This window comes from Hydrogenivirga sp. 128-5-R1-1, assembly GCF_000171895.1.
This window is the reverse complement of the sequence record NZ_ABHJ01000012.1, coordinates 23,533-39,024: the sequence shown is the minus strand read 5'-3', so window position 1 is coordinate 39,024 and position 15,492 is coordinate 23,533. Positions and strand designations below refer to the sequence as shown.

Here is a 15,492-nt window from a genome sequence, read left to right as displayed (position 1 = left end):
CCGCCTCGTACTTGAGTATGGGTATTCCCTCCACCTCTCCTGCAAACTGCTTGTTCTCTATAGCTTTTACCATCTTGGAGAAGGAGTGTATCGGCTGGTTTACGGAGAGCTTACCGCCTCCGATTATGTACTCGCCGTCCGGGGACACATCAACCCCGTGGGGTGATTTGGGTGTGGGCAGGTAGTAGGCAACGCCGGGGCAGTCCTTGGGCAGGAGTATGGTAACCCTCGTTTTCTTCTCAGACTTGGCTATGCCTGTTGCAGGGTCAACATAGTTGTGGTAGTAGAGGGTCTTCATCTTCTTGCCTTTGCCCTGTGCAAGGCACTGCTCTGCCCTCTTCCAGTTGACCGCGAGTATGAAGTCCTTGTCCTTTTTAGAAGCGTTTATCTCTAAGAGGGTGTGAGCCTGCTCTGTGTTGTAGCTGGTGAAGAAGCACCATCCGTGAGAGGGACCCTTACCGCAGTGGGCGAGGTCGTAGTCATAACCGGGAACGAGGAGCTGGAAGGCTATGTCCATCCTGTTATTCTTCTCGCCCTTTGAGTTGTCCACCTTTATGAAGGTTATAGTTCCCTTAGCCCACTTCTTGTACTGGGCTATGGGGTAGTCCTTCTGGGGTATCGGAACGCTGAACCTCGTGGCTGCCGTGACGTACTCGGTGTTCTGGGTGATGAACGAAGACGGGTGGTTCCCTGCCGAGTTCGGGATCTCTATTATCTCCACGGTCTTGAACTCGGAGAGGTCTATCCTCGCTACCCTTGGGGTGTTGTTGGCGTTTATGAAGAGCCACCTACCGTCGGGCACTCCGTTTGTCTGGGAGAGTTCGGGATGGTGAGAGTCGTCCCAGGGTAGGAACCCATGGGAGGTCATCAGCATAGCTCTGGTCTCTTCGGAGTAGCCGTATCCGTTCTCCGGGTTGACCGAGAACACCGGTATCGTCCTGAGGTTTCTTCCAGAGGGGATTCCGTGCACGCCCACCTGTCCGTTAAAACCACCCGAGAAGAAGACGTAGAACTCGTCGTGCTGACCGGGCGGGACGTAAACGTGCTTGGCTGCCTCCTCCCACTCCTTGCTCAGGTGCTTGGTCTGGGAGAAGACAACCCCGAGCCCTGCAAGGGCTGCCACACCGAGGGCTATCTTCTTAAGGCTTCCTCCCTTCATATCTATCACCTCCACACTTACTTTTCTAAGGAGAGGATCCACTTGGCTATCTTCTCAGCCTCCTCTTTGGATACGGGCTGTCTTGGCATGTAAAAGGCTGTAACCTTTATCCCGTACTTGCTCGCAAGTCCCTGCCACTTGCCGACGCTACCCCCGGTGATGCTCTGAACGAGGGTCTTAAGGGCGTCAGCTTTGCCCTTGTACTCCTTAGCTATGACCCTGTAAGAGGGTCCCACTTTTGACTTGTCCACGTCATGGCAGGAGTAGCATCCCTTGCTTTTGAGGAGGGAGGATACATCCTGAGAGAAGGCTAAGGCGGATAGCCCTATAAGGAAATAAATAATTGGTAATATTTGCATCTCTTATACCTCCTTTAAATATCCCTTATATTGGATTATATGATAAATATCAGATATTGTCAATAACTCATCAGTTAGTCATAATTAACTCATGGAGAGGATAAACTTTTTCAGGTTGTATGCCAAGGAGAGGTTCGGAAGGAGAATTCAGAAGATACCTGTAGCCCTCCCCTTCACCTGTCCCAACATAGACGGGACGAAGGGCAGAGGCGGGTGTATCTACTGCTACAGGGGCTCAAGACCGGAGCACCTCTCTCCGCGGCAGAGTCTTCGGGAACAGATAGAGGAAGGGATAAGGAGGGCGAGGGAGAGATACGGGAGGAGAACTCTCTTCTTCGTTTACTTCCAGTCCTACACCAACACCTACGGGGAGCTGGAGGAGCTCAAGGAGCTGTACGATACTGCTACCGAGTATGAGGAGGTTGTGGGTCTTGATGTAGGTACTAGACCTGACTGCGCGACAGATGAAGTCCTTGAGATGCTCTCCTCATACAGAGATAGGGGGTACGAGGTCTGGATAGAGTTCGGTCTCCAGAGTGCCAACTTTGAGACCCTGAAGAGGATAAATAGAGCCCACGGGATCTCAGACCTGGTGGACGCCGTCCTGAGGGCTAAGAGACACGCACTCAAGGTGTGCGTTCACACGATAGTGGGTCTGCCGGGTGAGGACAGGGTGGACTTCCTTGAGACCGCAAAGCTCCTGACAGCCCTGAATGTGGAGGGTGTTAAGATACACCCTGTTTACGTGATGAGGAACACAGTCCTCGCAAGGCTTTACGAGGAGGGCAGGTTCAAAACCTTGGGCTTACGGGAGTACGTTTCCTGTGCTGCCGACATGCTGGAACTCTTGCCGGAGGACACGGTGGTTCACAGGCTCACCGCGGAGGCTAAGAGACCGGCGCTGCTCTCACCGGAGTACTGCACCTACGAGAGGAAACTGGAGGTTATCAGGGCTATAGAGGAAGAGCTGGAGAGGAGGGGAAGCAGACAGGGGATTAAGTCAGTAAGGGGCGTTGGTCTCGTTGAAGGGGCATGAGGGAACTTCGTAGAACTCGTTCAGGTGCCACGGTGAGCTGAGGGAAGAGGTAAACTCCTCTATCAGGCTGAAGTCCTCCTCCCTGAGCCACGGGTATCTTGGCGTTCTGTATATGGTCAGGGGAAGCCCGTCGGCTATGTAGGCGCTGTCTCTGACCCTGTAAGTATCTACCTTTCTTCCCGCTGTGTAAGAGTACTTGTTTGGGTCATTCATAGGCGATTTTATATCCACGGCGAAGCCGTCAACTAAGTCTCTCAACTTTTCAAGAACCTGAGGGGCGTAGCCGTTCGTATCCACCCTTATCTTTATCAGGGGGTTTCTGCTTTTCACCCGCAGTATGAAGTCCATTAGCTTCTTGGGGTTGTGGACTGTGGGCTCTCCGCCCGACAGAACGAGGGTGTCTATCACCGGGTTTGAGCTCACCTCGTAGAGGACTTCCCTCTCAGTTATCTCTTCCTTCTCCTCTCCGACCACGAGGCGCCAGTTGTGGCAGTGCCTACACCTGAAGTTGCACCCTTTCATAAAGAGGACGAGACTCCACCTCCCGGGGACGTCCTTGGATGAGACGGTGTAGGAAACGAAGCTCAGTCCCATCTTGCAACCTCCATGAGCTCCATGATATCAGCCTTCTTGCGGGTTACCCAGTCTGCCCTCCTTCCCCCCTGCCAGTAGTTCTCCTCGCCTTCGTAGAGGAAGCTTTCCCTGTCCACCTTCTTAACCTTTCTCGCTATGGGTCGGTAGTAACCTATGACCCTTGAATAGACTATAGTGTCGTCGGAGCCGCAGTAGGGGCACTCATGCCTTTCTCCCACGACCTTAGCCTCACAGGAGTTACACACGCTGAGGGTCGGAGTGAGGGTTATGTAGATTATGGGTAGCTTTTCAAAGAGCCTCCTTATGAAGTCCCTCGTTGCGAGGCTGTCGGGCTTCTCGTTCAGGAATATGTGCTGTATGCTGCCTCCCGTTGCAAAGCCTTGGGTGTGGGCGGAGACCTCAAGCTGTCTCGTGAGGGAGCTCTGGTCGTAGGGCGGTTGGAAGCCGGCTGTGAGAAACACTCCCGAGCCTTCAGGGCTACCCTTCACGTATGGAGGGATGCCGTCAACCTTTCCTTCCCAGAACTCTCTGTAGAGCCTGTAGTTGTCCGTTCTACCCTCCGATATATCCCTGAAGAACTTAAGGTCTTTCTGGGCGAGTTTGGGACCTGCGGTCTCCCCGGGGGCGTACTCAAAGTTCCAGGGCACACCGTCCTCCCTCATGAACCTCTCAAGCTTGGATAGTATGAAATCCGCCATGTCCTTGGCGAAGGATAGACCCTCCGGGTGGAAAAGCCCGGACTCCTCTTCCACGATACGACCCGAAGGGTCGTGCTTCACGAAACCGAAGTTTATGAGACCCTCGTGCCCTCCCTGCAGGGATATGGTGTTGAACAGGGTGGAGAGGTCTTTCATGTAGTAAAAGAAGGTTGGGTAGAGCTCCCTGTGGCTTTCAATGAACTCTCTCTTCTTGTTGAGAACGCTTCTGGCTTTTGCAAGTATGTCCTTCAGGTGTTCAAAGAGGCTTTCCCTGTTGCCCCTGTGTATCCAGCCGAGGCGGTTGAAGTTTATTGATATCACTCCCACGGAGCCCACGCCCGAGGCGTTTCCAAAGACCGAACCCGTGTTGGACACCCGGAGAACCTCTCCGAGGTCAACCTGGAAGCGGCAGCAGAAACTCCTCTGGAGGTAAGGGTTCCTCGGTTCCATACCCCTTTCCAAGAAGGGTTTGCTCATGAAGTTCTCAAAGTAGGCTCCTCCGTGCTTGTCCATGTTCTCAAGGAACTCTAAGAACACGGGGTCTTCAAAGTTGAAGTTGTCGGTGATCTGAACCGTTATGAGAGGGAATGTCCAGGGTCTCCCGTCGGCATCACCCTCCCACATAGCCTTCAGGAAGCCGAGAGCTACGCGGTCGTAGACCTCCTGGGGTATATCGCTGTACTTCGTCTCAAGGACTTGCCCTCCTACGACTACGAACTCCTCCTCAAGAGAGGGAGCCGGCTTGCCGAACTCAAGGGTAACGTTGGTGAAGGGGCTGTTCCCGCTTCTGAAGGGCAGGTTTATGTTGTAGAGAAAGCTCTGGAAGGCGTGGGCTATCTCGTCAAGGGTGTACCTCCTGCCGTGGTACCTGTGTTCGTACCAGACGTAAGAGCTCGCTATAGTTATGAGGTCGTTGAGGGCTACCGCTCCGGCTACCTCCTGGGATATTAGGCATATGAAGTTTGCACACTGGTCAAGTAGATTTCTTAACCTCTTGGGCGGTCTTGAACGGGGCATTACCCTCGTGTTCGCGGTGAGCCCGTTGAAGGCTATGTCCCTCGCCGAGAAGCCTATGCAGTAGGGTCCGAGGAGCGAAAGCTGGTGCTGATACCACCAGCCCTCTTCGTGCATCAACCTTTCATCTTCAGAGAGTATCCTTCTGAGCATGTACTCCTTCATAACCTCCCCCGAGAGTATGTTCGCCATGGCGGGGAGTGAGTAGACGAGGTTTGCGTTGTGCTTCGCAAGGTCTGATGAACCGAGATACTGGTCAATAAGGTCAAGAGCCTCTTCCTTTACCATCTTTCCCTCCTTAAATTCCCTTAGTGTTCTATTTTAGAATTTCGGACTTAAAATTCAATTTTATATTTCCCGAGAGCTTAAAAACACTTACGTTAAGGATTACAAGTCCATGCTGTATCTGTAAAATAGAGCTATGGGAAGGGTTATAAGGCTTGACGTTAGGGACATGGAGCCACCCCAGCCCCTCGTGGAGATCTCCAGAAGGCTCGGTGAGCTTGAGGAGGGAGACAGGCTTGAGGTGCTCGGTTCCAGACCCTTCGTGAACCTAATACCGAGACTTGAGGAGCTCGGCTTCAAGTACTCAATAGAGGAGGTGGAAGAGGGATACCTGCTCACCGTAGAACGCTGATCGGTTCAGCTCTCCTTTGCCGGGCTCCTTGAAGTCAGCCAGAACACCAAGCCCAGTGCGAGAAGCATAGCTCCCATGCTCAGCATCTTGACCACGTCCGTCTGGGACACGGAGAGTATGAGAACCTCCCTTATGACGGCGGCGAGGGCTACACCGAGAAAGGTCTTCACGCTGAAGGGGGCACCTTTCAGGTGCTTTATCTCCTCGTTTATAAGCTCGGAAAGGGCGTAAAGTATGAGAATGGAACCCAGTATGCTGAGTACACCCTCCTTTAGGGGTAGGCTGCCTCCGAATATGTGAAAGAGCTCAAGCCCTATCCAGTATATTATCAGCACGCTGCTGAATATGAGGGACACTATCAGAAATATGTCCATAAACCAGGAGAACCTCTTTAGGTTCTCTATGAAGAACCTCTCAACCTTGCCAGTCGCAAGGAAGAGCTTGAACTCCTCGTCCCGGTATGCGCTCGTCATTATGTCCAGGTTCAGGTCAAGGAGTTTGTCCAGCGCGATCACCGTCCTGTGGGACTCGGGGGTACAGCCGAGCTCCTGGAGAACCTTATCGTGTATAAACCTGCGCACGAAGCTCATGGACGCATTTACGTAGTGGGTTGGCACGGAGTTCTTGGCGTGGGCTTCGCCTATCCTATTGAGTTTTTCAAGGTACTCAAGGTCGTACTCACCCGAAAAGAGGTCTTCAAACCATCTGGATAGGCTCTCCCTATGCTTGTCTCTGCTCTCAGGGGGAAGGAGCTTCTCTGAGCCCTCAAACCTGTCCACGTAAGAGTAAAATCCCTCCAGGAACTCCGCTCTATACTTGAGCATCTTGGGTTTAAGGCTCTTGATCAGCTCTATCTCTTCGTCGGAGAGGTTGTAATCGTAGCGGAGCTTTTCCATCGTAGGAAAGTATAACTCAGGATGGGATTTGGTGCCGGAGGCGGGAGTCGAACCCGCACGCCCCGAAGGGCACTGTCCCCTCAAGACAGCGCGTCTGCCAGTTCCGCCACTCCGGCTTTGGTGTGAAGTTTATATTATATACCACCATGAAGGAACTTCCAAGACTTTACGCTATAACGGATAGAGCTAAGTACGGAGAGGACTTCATTAAAACCCTTGAAGGTATCTTCAAAAAGGGCGTCAAGATGGTACAGCTGAGGGAGAAAGACCTCAACGGAAGGGCTCTGTATGAGCTCGCTGAGGAGGTCAGGGCTCTTACAAGGAGATACGACGCCCTGCTCCTGATAAACGAGCGGTTTGACGTGGCGAGGGCTGTGGGTGCAGACGGCGTCCACCTTCCCGAGAAGAGCTTCCCGCCAAGCGTTGTTAAGTCCCTGTTCCCGGACATGATCGTGGGATTTTCAGCCCACTCCCTTGAGAGCGTCAGGTATGCGGAGGAAGAGGGTGCGGACTTCGTTACCCTCGGACCTGTGTTCAGAACAACGTCCCACCCTGAAGTTAAGCCAATCGGAACCCTCAAGCTCAAGGAGGTCTCCGGGAAAGTAAACATTCCCATATACGCTCTTGGCGGTGTGACATGGGACAGGATAAAGCTCTGTTACAAAAATGGAGCTTACGGGATAGCAGGTATTACAATATTCCTAAATGGTTATGAGGACGAGAGACCTGATACTTGACGAAGCCCTCAAGCTCTTCTCCGAAAAGGGCATAAAGGAGACGACCGTAAGGGACATAGCGAAGGCGGTTGGAATAACGGAGGGTGCTATATACAGGCACTTTGACAGCAAAGACCAGATAGTTTACGAGCTCTTTGAGAGGTACTCCTCCCAACTTTACGAGCTCATAGAGAAAGCCCTCAAGAAGGCTAAAGGCAGGGAAGAACAGTTTAAGGGTGTTGTGATGGCTTTTCTGGACTTCGCCTTCAAGAAGCCGGACGCCTTCAGATACATGAACATATTTCACTACCTCAGGGGAAGGGAAGTCAGGAAGTTCAAGCACATACCCTTCCTGCTCTTAAAGGATCTCATAACCGGTATGCACGCCGAAGGCGTCCTTAAAACGGAGCCGGAGTACGCCCTTGCCGTTCTTACCGGAACCCTTGAGAGGGTTTTCCTTTACAAGAACATGGGCATAATCAAGGGCAGGAAGTCTGAGGTTAAGGAGAAGACCGCCGAGCTACTCTGGAAGAGCCTTGTGGAATGCTCATAATCATAAAAAGCCCCTCTCCTCTGAAGTATCCTTTCCTGCGGAGGAATCCATGATAGACAGGGATAAGATAAAGGAAGCGATAAGGCTGTTCCTTGAAGGCATAGGAGAAGACCCTGACAGGGAGGGCTTGAAGGAGACCCCGGAGCGCATAGCCCGTATGTGGGAAGAGTTTGAGAGCATGCGCTCCTTTGATATGAAGCTCTTTGAGGAGTTCGGAGACTACAACGAGATGGTTCTGGTCAAGGACATCCAGTTCTATTCCCTATGCGAACACCACTTGCTACCCTTTTACGGCAAGGTTCACATAGCCTACATACCCGACGGCGTCATCTGCGGTCTCTCAAAGCTCGTGAGGACGGTGAGGGCTTTCGCCCTTAGACCCCAGGTGCAGGAGAGGCTGACGGACGAGATAGCTGACTTCCTTGAGAGGGAGTTAAAACCGAAGGGTGTGGGCGTTATAGTTGAGGCGGAGCACCTCTGTATGTCCATGCGGGGGGCTATGTCTCCCGGGCACGTGACAACGACCTCGGCGCTCAGGGGTGTGTTCTTGAGCGATATGAAGACGAGGGAAGAGTTCCTGAAGCTCACCAAGGGCGCTTAGCTTTTAGTAAAATAGTCCCTATGTATTACGCCCTGCTAACCCTGTTCGTTATAGTGTCAATACTCCTGATAATACTCGCTCTGCTCCAGAAGGGACGCGGTGATGTGGGAGCCGCCTTCGGTGGGGCGATGGGTCAGTCCATATTCGGTGCCGGCGGTGTGGACACTGTCCTTACCAAGGCGACCTACTGGCTCGGGGGTCTGTTCCTCGTCCTCGCCATACTCCTATCCATAGTCCCCCGGGAGGAAAAAGGCTCCATAATAGAGAGAGAGATAAGGAATGGAAGCGAGACAGCTCCTTCAAAGCCTGAGGGGGGAACTCAGGAGGGACGGAGAGATAATACTGGCTCACCTCCTCAAGAGAAGACCAGGTGAGCTCTACCTGCTTTCGGAGGAAGTTCCAGAAGAGGTCGTTAAAAAGTTTAAAAGACTCATGAAGCTGAGGGAGAGAGGGTTTCCCACAGCCTACCTTATAGGCGAATGGGACTTTTACGGTAGAACCTTCAAAGTTAAAGAGGGTGTCCTCATACCCAGACCCGAGACGGAGCTGCTGGTTGAGAAGACCCTTGAACTCATACCTGCCGATAAAGAGATGGAAGGTTTTGAGGTGGGAGGGGGGACTGGTTGCATATCTATAACCCTTCTATTGGAGAGAGGCCTCCTCAGGATGGCTGTGGACGACGTGAACCCCACGGCGGTTGAGCTTATGAAAGAGAACGCAAAGATTCACGGCGTAGATTACCGGCTTGAGGTGTTTGAGGGTGATATGTTCTCCCCCGTTAAGGGTAGAAGGTTTGACTTCATCGTATCAAACCCGCCCTACATACCTGAAAACTTCTGGGAAAGGCTACCCCCCGAGGTGAGAAGGGAGGGCAGGGAAGCTCTCATAGGGGGAGAGAAGGGATACGAGTTCTACGAAAGGTTTGCAAAGGAAGTTCCCCGACACCTCAAGGGAGGAGGGTTCGTGGCACTGGAGATAGGGCACGACCAGGGCAGGGTGGTTGAGGAGCTCCTGAAGGGGGCTGGCTTTGAAAGGGTTATCATATATAAGGACTACTCGGGACAGGATAGAGTTGTTATAGCATGGAGCTGATAGGTTTCTTTATCGGTGTAGCCTTTTTCATAGCCCTGGAAGGCTTCTTTGCAGGTTCGGAGATAGCCCTCGTCAGCGCTGACAAGGGTATGCTCAAGGCTGTGCTCAGGAAGAAGAAGCACAGGTACGTAGCCCACTTTTTAGAGAACCCTGAAGAGTTTATAACGCTGACGATGCTCGGCTACACGCTGAGCATCGTGTTTGCAGCAACGCTCTACACGCTCGCCCTGATGTCTGCGTCTAAGTACTTTCCCGGCATATCCGGGTACGAGGTACTCCTCGCAGAGACGCTCGTTATCTTCACGATAATCTTCGGGGAGATAATACCCAAGAGCTTCTTCCAACACCACGCCAACAAGCTGACGATACCCTGCCTCTTCATACTGGACAAGCTCAGGATACCCCTAAAGCCCTTCCTGGTGCTCTCCAAGGTCATAAGCAGGTTCATCTCAAGCAGGTTCGCCAAGAGCCACGTGAGCGTCAGGAGGGAGGACATAATAGAGCTACTCAGAGAGAAGAAGACCTTTGCCGAGTACGAGGGTCTCATAGTGTCCAACATACTCTCCTTTAAAGACAGGCGTGTGGGCGAGATAGTTAAGCCTCTCTATGAGATAGTGATGATATCCGAGAACGCGAGCGTGTTCCAGGCTGTTGAAAAGATAAAGGAGAGCGGGTACTCAAGGATACCCGTTTACAGGGTAAGGGTGGACGACATAGTCGGTTACGTGAGCGCCTACGACCTGCTGGAAGCCCAGCCCGAAGAGCCTATAAAGAAGTACGTGCGGAAGATCCTCGTCTTCTCCGAGTACACGCCACTCCCCGATGTGGTGAACGAGTTTAAGAAGAAGAAGGAGCACATGGCGGTTGTGGTTGATGAGAGGGGGGTGATAATAGGGATAGTTACCCTTGAGGACATACTCAGGGAGATCGTGGGTAGCATCCAGACCGACAAGGGAGAGGAGGAGCTCATAAGGGAGATATCAAGGGACAGGTGGATAGCAGACGGGAAGCTGGAGCTCAACGAGCTGGTCAGGATAACGGGTGTGAAGATACCCGAAGGCAACTACAGCACCGTTGGGGGCTTTCTATCCTTTCTGGCGGGGAGGATACCTGAAGAAGGGGAGGTGTTCAGAGTGGGGAGCTTCGTGTTCAAGGTTGTGTCCACCGACGACAGAAAGGTAAAGAAGGTTCTTGTTGAGAAGGTGGACACAAAAGGGGAGAGATGAGATACAGGTACAGGTCTATCAAAGACATACCTGCGGAACACAGACCCCGGGAGAAACTCAGGAAGTTTGGAGCCGAGAGTCTGTCCGACGAAGAGCTGCTCGCCGTGCTGTTCGGCTCCGGCACGAGGGGAAGGGACGTCCTATCCATATCCAAAAGCGTTGTGGACATGGGCTGGAAGAGGCTTGAGGAGATGGAGCTGTCAGAGCTCACCGAGCTCAAGGGTCTGGGTCTGGTGAAAGCCTTGCAGATCAAAGCCCTCATAGAGCTCTCAAAGAGAATAAGGGAGCCCTTCCGCGGTGTGAAGATACTCAGTCCAGAAGACGCTTACACCTTCCTCAGGGAGAGCTTTGATGATAGGAAGGAGACCCTCGTAGCCCTTTACCTTGACCTGAGTCACAGGGTCATGCACCTTGAAGTTGTGGCTGTCGGCACCCTTAACGCGGTAAACGCCAACCCGAAGGACGTCCTCAGACCTGCGGTGGAGCTGTCTGCCTACGGGGTTCTGATAGCCCATAACCACCCTCAGGGGCTTCCCGAACCCTCGGAAGGGGACGTGATGTTCACGGAGAGACTCAAGAGAGCCTGCGAGATACTCGGCTTTGAGCTCGTTGATCATATCGTGGTCAGTCCGGAGGGCTACGTATCCTTCAGGGACAGGGGTCTCCTTGATTGATTTTATGACATTTGTGTCATATAATTCTCCCGATGCGAGCCCTCCTGTTGGTGTTACTCCTTGTTGTAGCCGCTTACTCCCAGACCATTTATGTAGCCTCCGCTTCCAGCATGCGTCCCCTTATGGAAGAGGTCACTGAGGTCTTTGAGAAGGGCTCAGGGGTGGAGTTAAAGGTATCTTACGGTTCCTCAGGAAACCTGTTCCGCCAGATACTCGGAGGTGCTCCTTACGATGTTTTCATTTCCGCAAACGAGATGTATCCGGAAAGGCTCCTTGAGCTGGGCAGGGCGTACCACCCTACCCTCTTTGCCCGGGGGAGACTCGTCATATTCACCCTTAAACCCGAGCTCAAAGGTATTGAGGGTTTGAGAAGTGCACGCAGGATAGCCGTGGCGAACCCGAGGCACGCCCCTTACGGCAGAGCTGCCGTTGAATTTTTGAAGAAGGAAGGTCTCTATGAAGAGCTGAGAACCAGGCTCGTGTTCGGCTCAAACGTAGCACAGGCTTTTCAGTTCGTAGTTTCCGGCGGTGCCGATGTGGGTATAGTTTCCCTATCCCTCGCCTTAACTTACCCGGAGGGTCATTACACAATACTTCCCGAGGACAGATACCCTCCCATAAGGCACGTTGCGGTTTTAACGGAAAGGGGCAGGAAAAAGGAGGTAGTCCTTAAGTTCTTAGAGTTCCTGAAGAGTCCCGAGTTCAAGAGTATGCTTGAGAAGTTTGGATTCGGAGCTCCATGATGGAAGAGGCTCTACTGCTCAGCCTGAAGCTCTCGGTGCTCACCACCCTGATCCTGTTGGTCATATCCATGGCTTTAGGCTACGTTCTATCCTTCGTGTCCTTTCCCGGAAAGGGGCTCCTTGAGGCTCTCGTTCTGTTGCCCATAGTACTGCCCCCCACAGTTCTCGGGTTTTACATTATTTACGCCCTGAGCAGGGAGTCACCCCTGGGGGAATTCATTGAGGCTCTCACCGGCAGGTCTCTCCTCTTCTCCTTTGAGGGCATACTGCTCGCCTCAGTAATATACTCACTGCCCTTCGGAGTTTTTCCCGTGAGGGACGCCTTCCAGAGCGTTCACAGGAGGTACATAGAGATAGCCCATGTGTTCGGCTACTCGGCGGTGGAGACCTTCTTCAGGGTAGTTCTTCCCCTGAGCTGGGGAGGTATCCTTACATCCTGTGCACTCGTGTTCGCCCACACCATGGGTGAGTTCGGCGTGATACTGATGGTTGGAGGTAACATCCCGGGGGAGACCCAGACCCTCTCCATTTACATATACGATGAGGTGCAGGCTCTCAACTACGAAGAAGCCCACAGGGCTTCCCTTACACTTCTGCTCGTATCTCTGATATCCCTCAGCGTTGTATTCTTTTTGAGGAGAAGATGGACAGGCAGATAACTCTCAGCTTCAGGAAGGACTTTCCCGGCTTCAGCGTTGAGGCTGACTTCAGCTTTGGTGTGGGCTTCAATGTGATACTCGGCGCCTCAGGGTGCGGCAAGACAACCACCCTCCGTGTTATGTGCGGACTTGAGAGACCCGAGAGGGGCTTCATGAGATGCTGTGAAGAGACCTTCTTTGATACAGAGCGGGGAATATTCCTGCCACCCCAGGAGAGGAGGCTCGGCATAGTTTTCCAGGAGGACAACCTTCTACCACACCTGAACGTGAAGGAGAACGTAGAGTTCGCCTGCAGAAAGGCGAGGGGCGAGAGACTCCCCGTAAAGGAACTTCTGGAAAGGTTCGGGCTTAAAGGACTTGAACGCAAAAGGGTGAACGAGCTCTCCGGCGGCGAGAGACAGCGGGTAGCCATAATAAGAGCACTGGCGTACAACCCGAGGGCTCTGCTCATGGACGAACCCTTCTCCTCCCTGGACTTCCGGAGAAAGATTGACATAATAAACTTCCTAAAGAGCATGGAGCTGGATATCCCGGTGGTGATGGTCACCCACGACCCCCTTGAGACGTTCCTGCTTGCGGACAGGGTGTTCTTGATGGAGAGGGGGAAGAAGGTAGCAGAAGGCGGAAGGGAGATCGCCGAGGAGTACTTCTCGGAAGCCCTGAAGAACCTGAACCTTCACTCCCCACTCTGAAGCTTCTCAACGAGCCTCTTGGCCGCCTCCTGTTCAGCCTCCTTCTTGCTCTTACCCCTGCCAACGGCGCTCACGCCCTTTATTGAGCTCTCAACGGTGAATGTCTTGGCGTGCTCGGGACCCTCAACGCTTATCACCCTGTAGTGGGGTCTCTCCCTCCACCTCTTCTGGGTTATCTCCTGAAGCATGGTCTTGTAGTCTTTCCTTATCCTGTGGCTCCTTATGGTCTCTATTATCCTGTCCTTGAAGAGCCTGTTGAAAAGCTCCTTCACGAGGTTGCAGTCCCGCCCGCTGTCAACGTATACGGCAGCCCACAGAGCTTCAAATACATCGCCGATTATGGAGACGTTCTTCTTCCCCCTGCTCATCAATATGTATCTGGGCAGGTCAAGTTCCTGGGCGAGCTCGTTGAAGAACTCCTCGCTTATCAGATAAGCCTTCAGAGATGCAAGGGCACCCTCCCGTTTCTCTGGAAACTCCTTGACGAGTATGTCAACTATTATGAAGTTCAGGAGGGCATCTCCAAGGAACTCAAGTATTTCGTAGTGAGAGACGCCCGCATCGCGGGCGTAGGACACGTGGGTGAAAGCTTGTTTGAGCAAATCTTTGTTTTTGAAGGTGTAGCCTATACGCTCCTCAACTTCTTCAAACATCCTCTACTTTTTTGAATATCAGGCAGGCGTTCGTTCCCCCAAAACCGAAGGAGTTTGACAGGACAGCCCTTACATCGGCTTCAACAGCTTCATTTGGCACGTAGTCAAGGTCACAGTCCGGGTCGGGGTTCTCAAGGTTTATGGTGGGAGGTATTACGCCCGTCTCTATGGTCTTGACGGAAGCGACAGCCTCAACCGCTCCGGCTGCTCCGAGCAGGTGCCCTATCATGGACTTGTTGGAGCTCACCTTGAGCCTGTAAGCGTGCTCCTTGAAGAGCTGTTTTATGGCGAGGGTCTCAATCTTGTCGTTCAGAGGAGTTGAGGTTCCGTGGGCGTTTATGTAGTCAATCTCGTCGGGGTTGAGTCCTGCGTCCTCAAGGGCGAGCTTCATGCACTCGTAGGCACCCTCTCCACACTCGTGGGGAGCGGTTATGTGGTAGGCATCATCCGTTGCCCCGTAGCCCACGAGCTCGGCGTATATCCTTGCACCTCTCGCCTTGGCGTGCTCGTATTCCTCAAGGACTACAACGCCGGCACCCTCTCCCATAACGAAGCCGTTTCTGTCCCTGTCAAAGGGTCTGGAAGCCTTCTGGGGCTCGTCGTTGCGATTAGACAGCGCCCTCATGACGGCAAAACCCGCAACCCCAAGGGGTGTCACCGCAGCTTCAGTTCCACCGGCTATGGCGGCGTCTATGTCTCCCGCCTGTATCATTCTGAAGGCGTCGCCTATGGAGTGGTTCCCGGTAGCACAGGCGGACACCACGCAGTAGTTGGGTCCCTTGAAGCCGTGCCTTATGGCAACGTAACCAGCTCCCATGTTGGATATGCCGTAGGGTATGAAGAAGGGAGACACCCTGCGGGCACCCTTCGTTGTTATTACGGTGTGCTCCCTCTCTATATCCCTGAGACCACCTATGCCCGTTCCTATTATCACCCCTATCTTCAAAGGGTCGTAACCTCCCTCCTTTATGCCGCTGTCAAGGATAGCCTCCTCCGCCGCTGCGACCGCGTAGTGGACGAAGACCGAGAGCCTGTTAGCTTCCTTCTTGTCAAGGAACTGGGTGGGGTCAAAGTCCTTTACCTCTCCCGCTATCTTGACCGTGAGTCCGAACTCATCAGGGTCAAAGCTCTTTATCAGGTCTATGCCGCTCACACCTTTTACGAGGTTGTTCCAGAACTTATCAACCCCGGTTCCTATGGGGGTGACGGCTCCCAGACCCGTTACTACGACCCTTCTTCTCATCCACCCACCTTCTCTTTGAGGTAGTTTATGACGTCTCCGACGGTCTGTATCTTCTCGGCGTCGTCGTCGGGTATCTCTATACCGAACTCCTCCTCAAAAGCCATTATCAACTCAACCACGTCAAGGGAGTCCGCTCCGAGGTCTTCCACGAACTTAGCCTCGGGGACTATCTTCTCCTGCTCTACGCCCAGCTGGTCAGCTATGATCTCCTTGATTCTTTCCTCAAGAGCCATATCCTTCACCTCCA

The 15,492-nt window shown here is 53.0% G+C and carries 19 protein-coding genes, 1 tRNA gene and 1 pseudogene; 12 read left to right on the top strand and 9 right to left on the bottom strand.

The genetic code is table 11. The features are described 5' to 3' along the window. Together HG1285_RS07425 and HG1285_RS07430 are read right to left on the bottom strand one after the other, a co-directional pair. Positions 1-1,159: pseudogene (locus HG1285_RS07425) on the bottom strand (nitrous oxide reductase); the annotation flags it as partial. A gap of 17 nt (positions 1,160-1,176) precedes the next feature. Beyond that, a complete protein-coding gene (locus HG1285_RS07430) occupies positions 1,177-1,518 on the bottom strand; it encodes a c-type cytochrome (RefSeq protein ID WP_008287909.1) in 342 nt (113 codons plus the stop codon). A gap of 91 nt (positions 1,519-1,609) precedes the next feature. On the opposite strand from HG1285_RS07430, the gene HG1285_RS07435 reads away from it, so the two are divergent. Next, entirely contained in the window at positions 1,610-2,554 is a 945-nt protein-coding gene (locus HG1285_RS07435; RefSeq protein ID WP_008287908.1) for a TIGR01212 family radical SAM protein, read from the top strand. On the opposite strand, the gene HG1285_RS07440 is transcribed toward HG1285_RS07435, so the two are convergent. After that, on the bottom strand, positions 2,519-3,148 hold the full coding sequence (locus HG1285_RS07440; RefSeq protein ID WP_008287907.1) for a radical SAM protein: 630 nt from the start codon (positions 3,146-3,148) through the stop codon (positions 2,519-2,521). The two genes, HG1285_RS07435 and HG1285_RS07440, sit on opposite strands and share 36 nt — an antisense overlap. After that, positions 3,139-5,148 carry an anaerobic ribonucleoside-triphosphate reductase gene (gene nrdD, locus HG1285_RS07445; RefSeq protein WP_008287906.1) on the bottom strand — a complete coding sequence of 670 codons (2,010 nt, stop codon included), beginning with the start codon at positions 5,146-5,148 and terminating at the stop codon, positions 3,139-3,141. The genes HG1285_RS07440 and nrdD overlap by 10 nt, the downstream gene beginning before the upstream one ends. Before the next feature lie 133 nt (positions 5,149-5,281). Here nrdD and HG1285_RS18145 point away from each other — a divergent pair, with 133 nt between their 5' ends. After that, a complete protein-coding gene (locus HG1285_RS18145; protein WP_008287905.1) occupies positions 5,282-5,497 on the top strand; it encodes a sulfurtransferase TusA family protein in 216 nt (71 codons plus the stop codon). A 5-nt stretch (positions 5,498-5,502) separates the two neighbouring features. Here HG1285_RS18145 and HG1285_RS07450 read toward each other — a convergent pair whose 3' ends face one another. Beyond that, entirely contained in the window at positions 5,503-6,393 is an 891-nt protein-coding gene (locus HG1285_RS07450; RefSeq protein WP_008287904.1) for a protoglobin domain-containing protein, read from the bottom strand. Between the two features lie 29 nt (positions 6,394-6,422). Then, positions 6,423-6,509, bottom strand: a tRNA-Leu gene (locus HG1285_RS07455). 6 nt (positions 6,510-6,515) lie between these two features. Between HG1285_RS07455 and thiE the strand changes: the two genes are divergently transcribed. The 10 genes from thiE to HG1285_RS07505 are packed head-to-tail and all read left to right on the top strand — an operon-like array spanning position 6,516 to position 13,349. Then, positions 6,516-7,130: a thiamine phosphate synthase gene (gene thiE, locus HG1285_RS07460; RefSeq protein WP_157560629.1), complete on the top strand. Its 615-nt coding sequence runs from the start codon at positions 6,516-6,518 to the stop codon at positions 7,128-7,130. Beyond that, on the top strand, positions 7,105-7,662 hold the full coding sequence (locus HG1285_RS07465) for a TetR/AcrR family transcriptional regulator (RefSeq protein WP_032496741.1): 558 nt from the start codon (positions 7,105-7,107) through the stop codon (positions 7,660-7,662). The genes thiE and HG1285_RS07465 overlap by 26 nt, the downstream gene beginning before the upstream one ends. Positions 7,663-7,711: 49 nt before the next feature. After that, entirely contained in the window at positions 7,712-8,263 is a 552-nt protein-coding gene (gene folE, locus HG1285_RS07470; protein ID WP_008287901.1) for a GTP cyclohydrolase I FolE, read from the top strand. Positions 8,264-8,283: 20 nt separating this feature from the next. Continuing rightward, positions 8,284-8,637, top strand: a complete 354-nt coding sequence (gene secG, locus HG1285_RS07475) for a preprotein translocase subunit SecG (protein WP_008287900.1) — start codon at positions 8,284-8,286, stop codon at positions 8,635-8,637. Further along, entirely contained in the window at positions 8,543-9,355 is an 813-nt protein-coding gene (gene prmC / locus HG1285_RS07480) for a peptide chain release factor N(5)-glutamine methyltransferase (RefSeq protein ID WP_008287899.1), read from the top strand. Before secG ends, prmC begins: the two co-directional genes overlap by 95 nt. Then, complete coding sequence (locus tag HG1285_RS07485) at positions 9,346-10,581, top strand: hemolysin family protein (RefSeq protein WP_008287898.1); 1,236 nt, start codon at positions 9,346-9,348, stop codon at positions 10,579-10,581. Before prmC ends, HG1285_RS07485 begins: the two co-directional genes overlap by 10 nt. Then, entirely contained in the window at positions 10,578-11,255 is a 678-nt protein-coding gene (gene radC, locus HG1285_RS07490; RefSeq protein ID WP_008287897.1) for a DNA repair protein RadC, read from the top strand. The genes HG1285_RS07485 and radC overlap by 4 nt, the downstream gene beginning before the upstream one ends. 50 nt (positions 11,256-11,305) lie before the next feature. Beyond that, positions 11,306-11,998, top strand: a complete 693-nt coding sequence (gene modA / locus HG1285_RS07495; protein ID WP_232219487.1) for a molybdate ABC transporter substrate-binding protein — start codon at positions 11,306-11,308, stop codon at positions 11,996-11,998. Further along, complete coding sequence (modB, locus tag HG1285_RS07500; protein WP_157560626.1) at positions 11,998-12,657, top strand: molybdate ABC transporter permease subunit; 660 nt, start codon at positions 11,998-12,000, stop codon at positions 12,655-12,657. Before modA ends, modB begins: the two co-directional genes overlap by 1 nt. Further along, a complete protein-coding gene (locus HG1285_RS07505) occupies positions 12,642-13,349 on the top strand; it encodes an ATP-binding cassette domain-containing protein (RefSeq protein WP_008287894.1) in 708 nt (235 codons plus the stop codon). Before modB ends, HG1285_RS07505 begins: the two co-directional genes overlap by 16 nt. Here the strand turns inward: HG1285_RS07505 and rnc are convergent. The 3 genes from rnc to HG1285_RS07520 are packed head-to-tail and all read right to left on the bottom strand — an operon-like array spanning position 13,334 to position 15,478. Then, entirely contained in the window at positions 13,334-14,002 is a 669-nt protein-coding gene (gene rnc, locus HG1285_RS07510; RefSeq protein ID WP_008287893.1) for a ribonuclease III, read from the bottom strand. The two genes, HG1285_RS07505 and rnc, sit on opposite strands and share 16 nt — an antisense overlap. Further along, the gene (fabF, locus tag HG1285_RS07515) at positions 13,995-15,245 is read right to left on the bottom strand and encodes a beta-ketoacyl-ACP synthase II (RefSeq protein ID WP_008287892.1); all 1,251 of its coding nucleotides are present in this window, start codon (positions 15,243-15,245) and stop codon (positions 13,995-13,997) included. The genes rnc and fabF overlap by 8 nt, the downstream gene beginning before the upstream one ends. Continuing rightward, complete coding sequence (locus HG1285_RS07520; protein WP_032496747.1) at positions 15,242-15,478, bottom strand: acyl carrier protein; 237 nt, start codon at positions 15,476-15,478, stop codon at positions 15,242-15,244. The genes fabF and HG1285_RS07520 overlap by 4 nt, the downstream gene beginning before the upstream one ends. Positions 15,479-15,492: the final 14 nt, after the last annotated feature.

Bases quoted from the DNA above. Each gene is read 5' to 3' on its own strand.
- HG1285_RS07430 (WP_008287909.1), bottom strand. From the start codon at position 1,518: ATGCAAATATTACCAATTATTTATTTCCTTATAGGGCTATCCGCCTTA.
- HG1285_RS07435 (WP_008287908.1), top strand. From the start codon at position 1,610: ATGGAGAGGATAAACTTTTTCAGGTTGTATGCCAAGGAGAGGTTCGGA.
- HG1285_RS07440 (WP_008287907.1), bottom strand. From the start codon at position 3,148: ATGGGACTGAGCTTCGTTTCCTACACCGTCTCATCCAAGGACGTCCCC.
- nrdD (WP_008287906.1), bottom strand. From the start codon at position 5,148: ATGGTAAAGGAAGAGGCTCTTGACCTTATTGACCAGTATCTCGGTTCA.
- HG1285_RS18145 (WP_008287905.1), top strand. From the start codon at position 5,282: ATGGGAAGGGTTATAAGGCTTGACGTTAGGGACATGGAGCCACCCCAG.
- HG1285_RS07450 (WP_008287904.1), bottom strand. From the start codon at position 6,393: ATGGAAAAGCTCCGCTACGATTACAACCTCTCCGACGAAGAGATAGAG.
- HG1285_RS07465 (WP_032496741.1), top strand. From the start codon at position 7,105: ATGAGGACGAGAGACCTGATACTTGACGAAGCCCTCAAGCTCTTCTCC.
- folE (WP_008287901.1), top strand. From the start codon at position 7,712: ATGATAGACAGGGATAAGATAAAGGAAGCGATAAGGCTGTTCCTTGAA.
- secG (WP_008287900.1), top strand. From the start codon at position 8,284: ATGTATTACGCCCTGCTAACCCTGTTCGTTATAGTGTCAATACTCCTG.
- prmC (WP_008287899.1), top strand. From the start codon at position 8,543: ATGGAAGCGAGACAGCTCCTTCAAAGCCTGAGGGGGGAACTCAGGAGG.
- HG1285_RS07485 (WP_008287898.1), top strand. From the start codon at position 9,346: ATGGAGCTGATAGGTTTCTTTATCGGTGTAGCCTTTTTCATAGCCCTG.
- radC (WP_008287897.1), top strand. From the start codon at position 10,578: ATGAGATACAGGTACAGGTCTATCAAAGACATACCTGCGGAACACAGA.
- modB (WP_157560626.1), top strand. From the start codon at position 11,998: ATGGAAGAGGCTCTACTGCTCAGCCTGAAGCTCTCGGTGCTCACCACC.
- HG1285_RS07505 (WP_008287894.1), top strand. From the start codon at position 12,642: ATGGACAGGCAGATAACTCTCAGCTTCAGGAAGGACTTTCCCGGCTTC.
- rnc (WP_008287893.1), bottom strand. From the start codon at position 14,002: ATGTTTGAAGAAGTTGAGGAGCGTATAGGCTACACCTTCAAAAACAAA.
- fabF (WP_008287892.1), bottom strand. From the start codon at position 15,245: ATGAGAAGAAGGGTCGTAGTAACGGGTCTGGGAGCCGTCACCCCCATA.
- HG1285_RS07520 (WP_032496747.1), bottom strand. From the start codon at position 15,478: ATGGCTCTTGAGGAAAGAATCAAGGAGATCATAGCTGACCAGCTGGGC.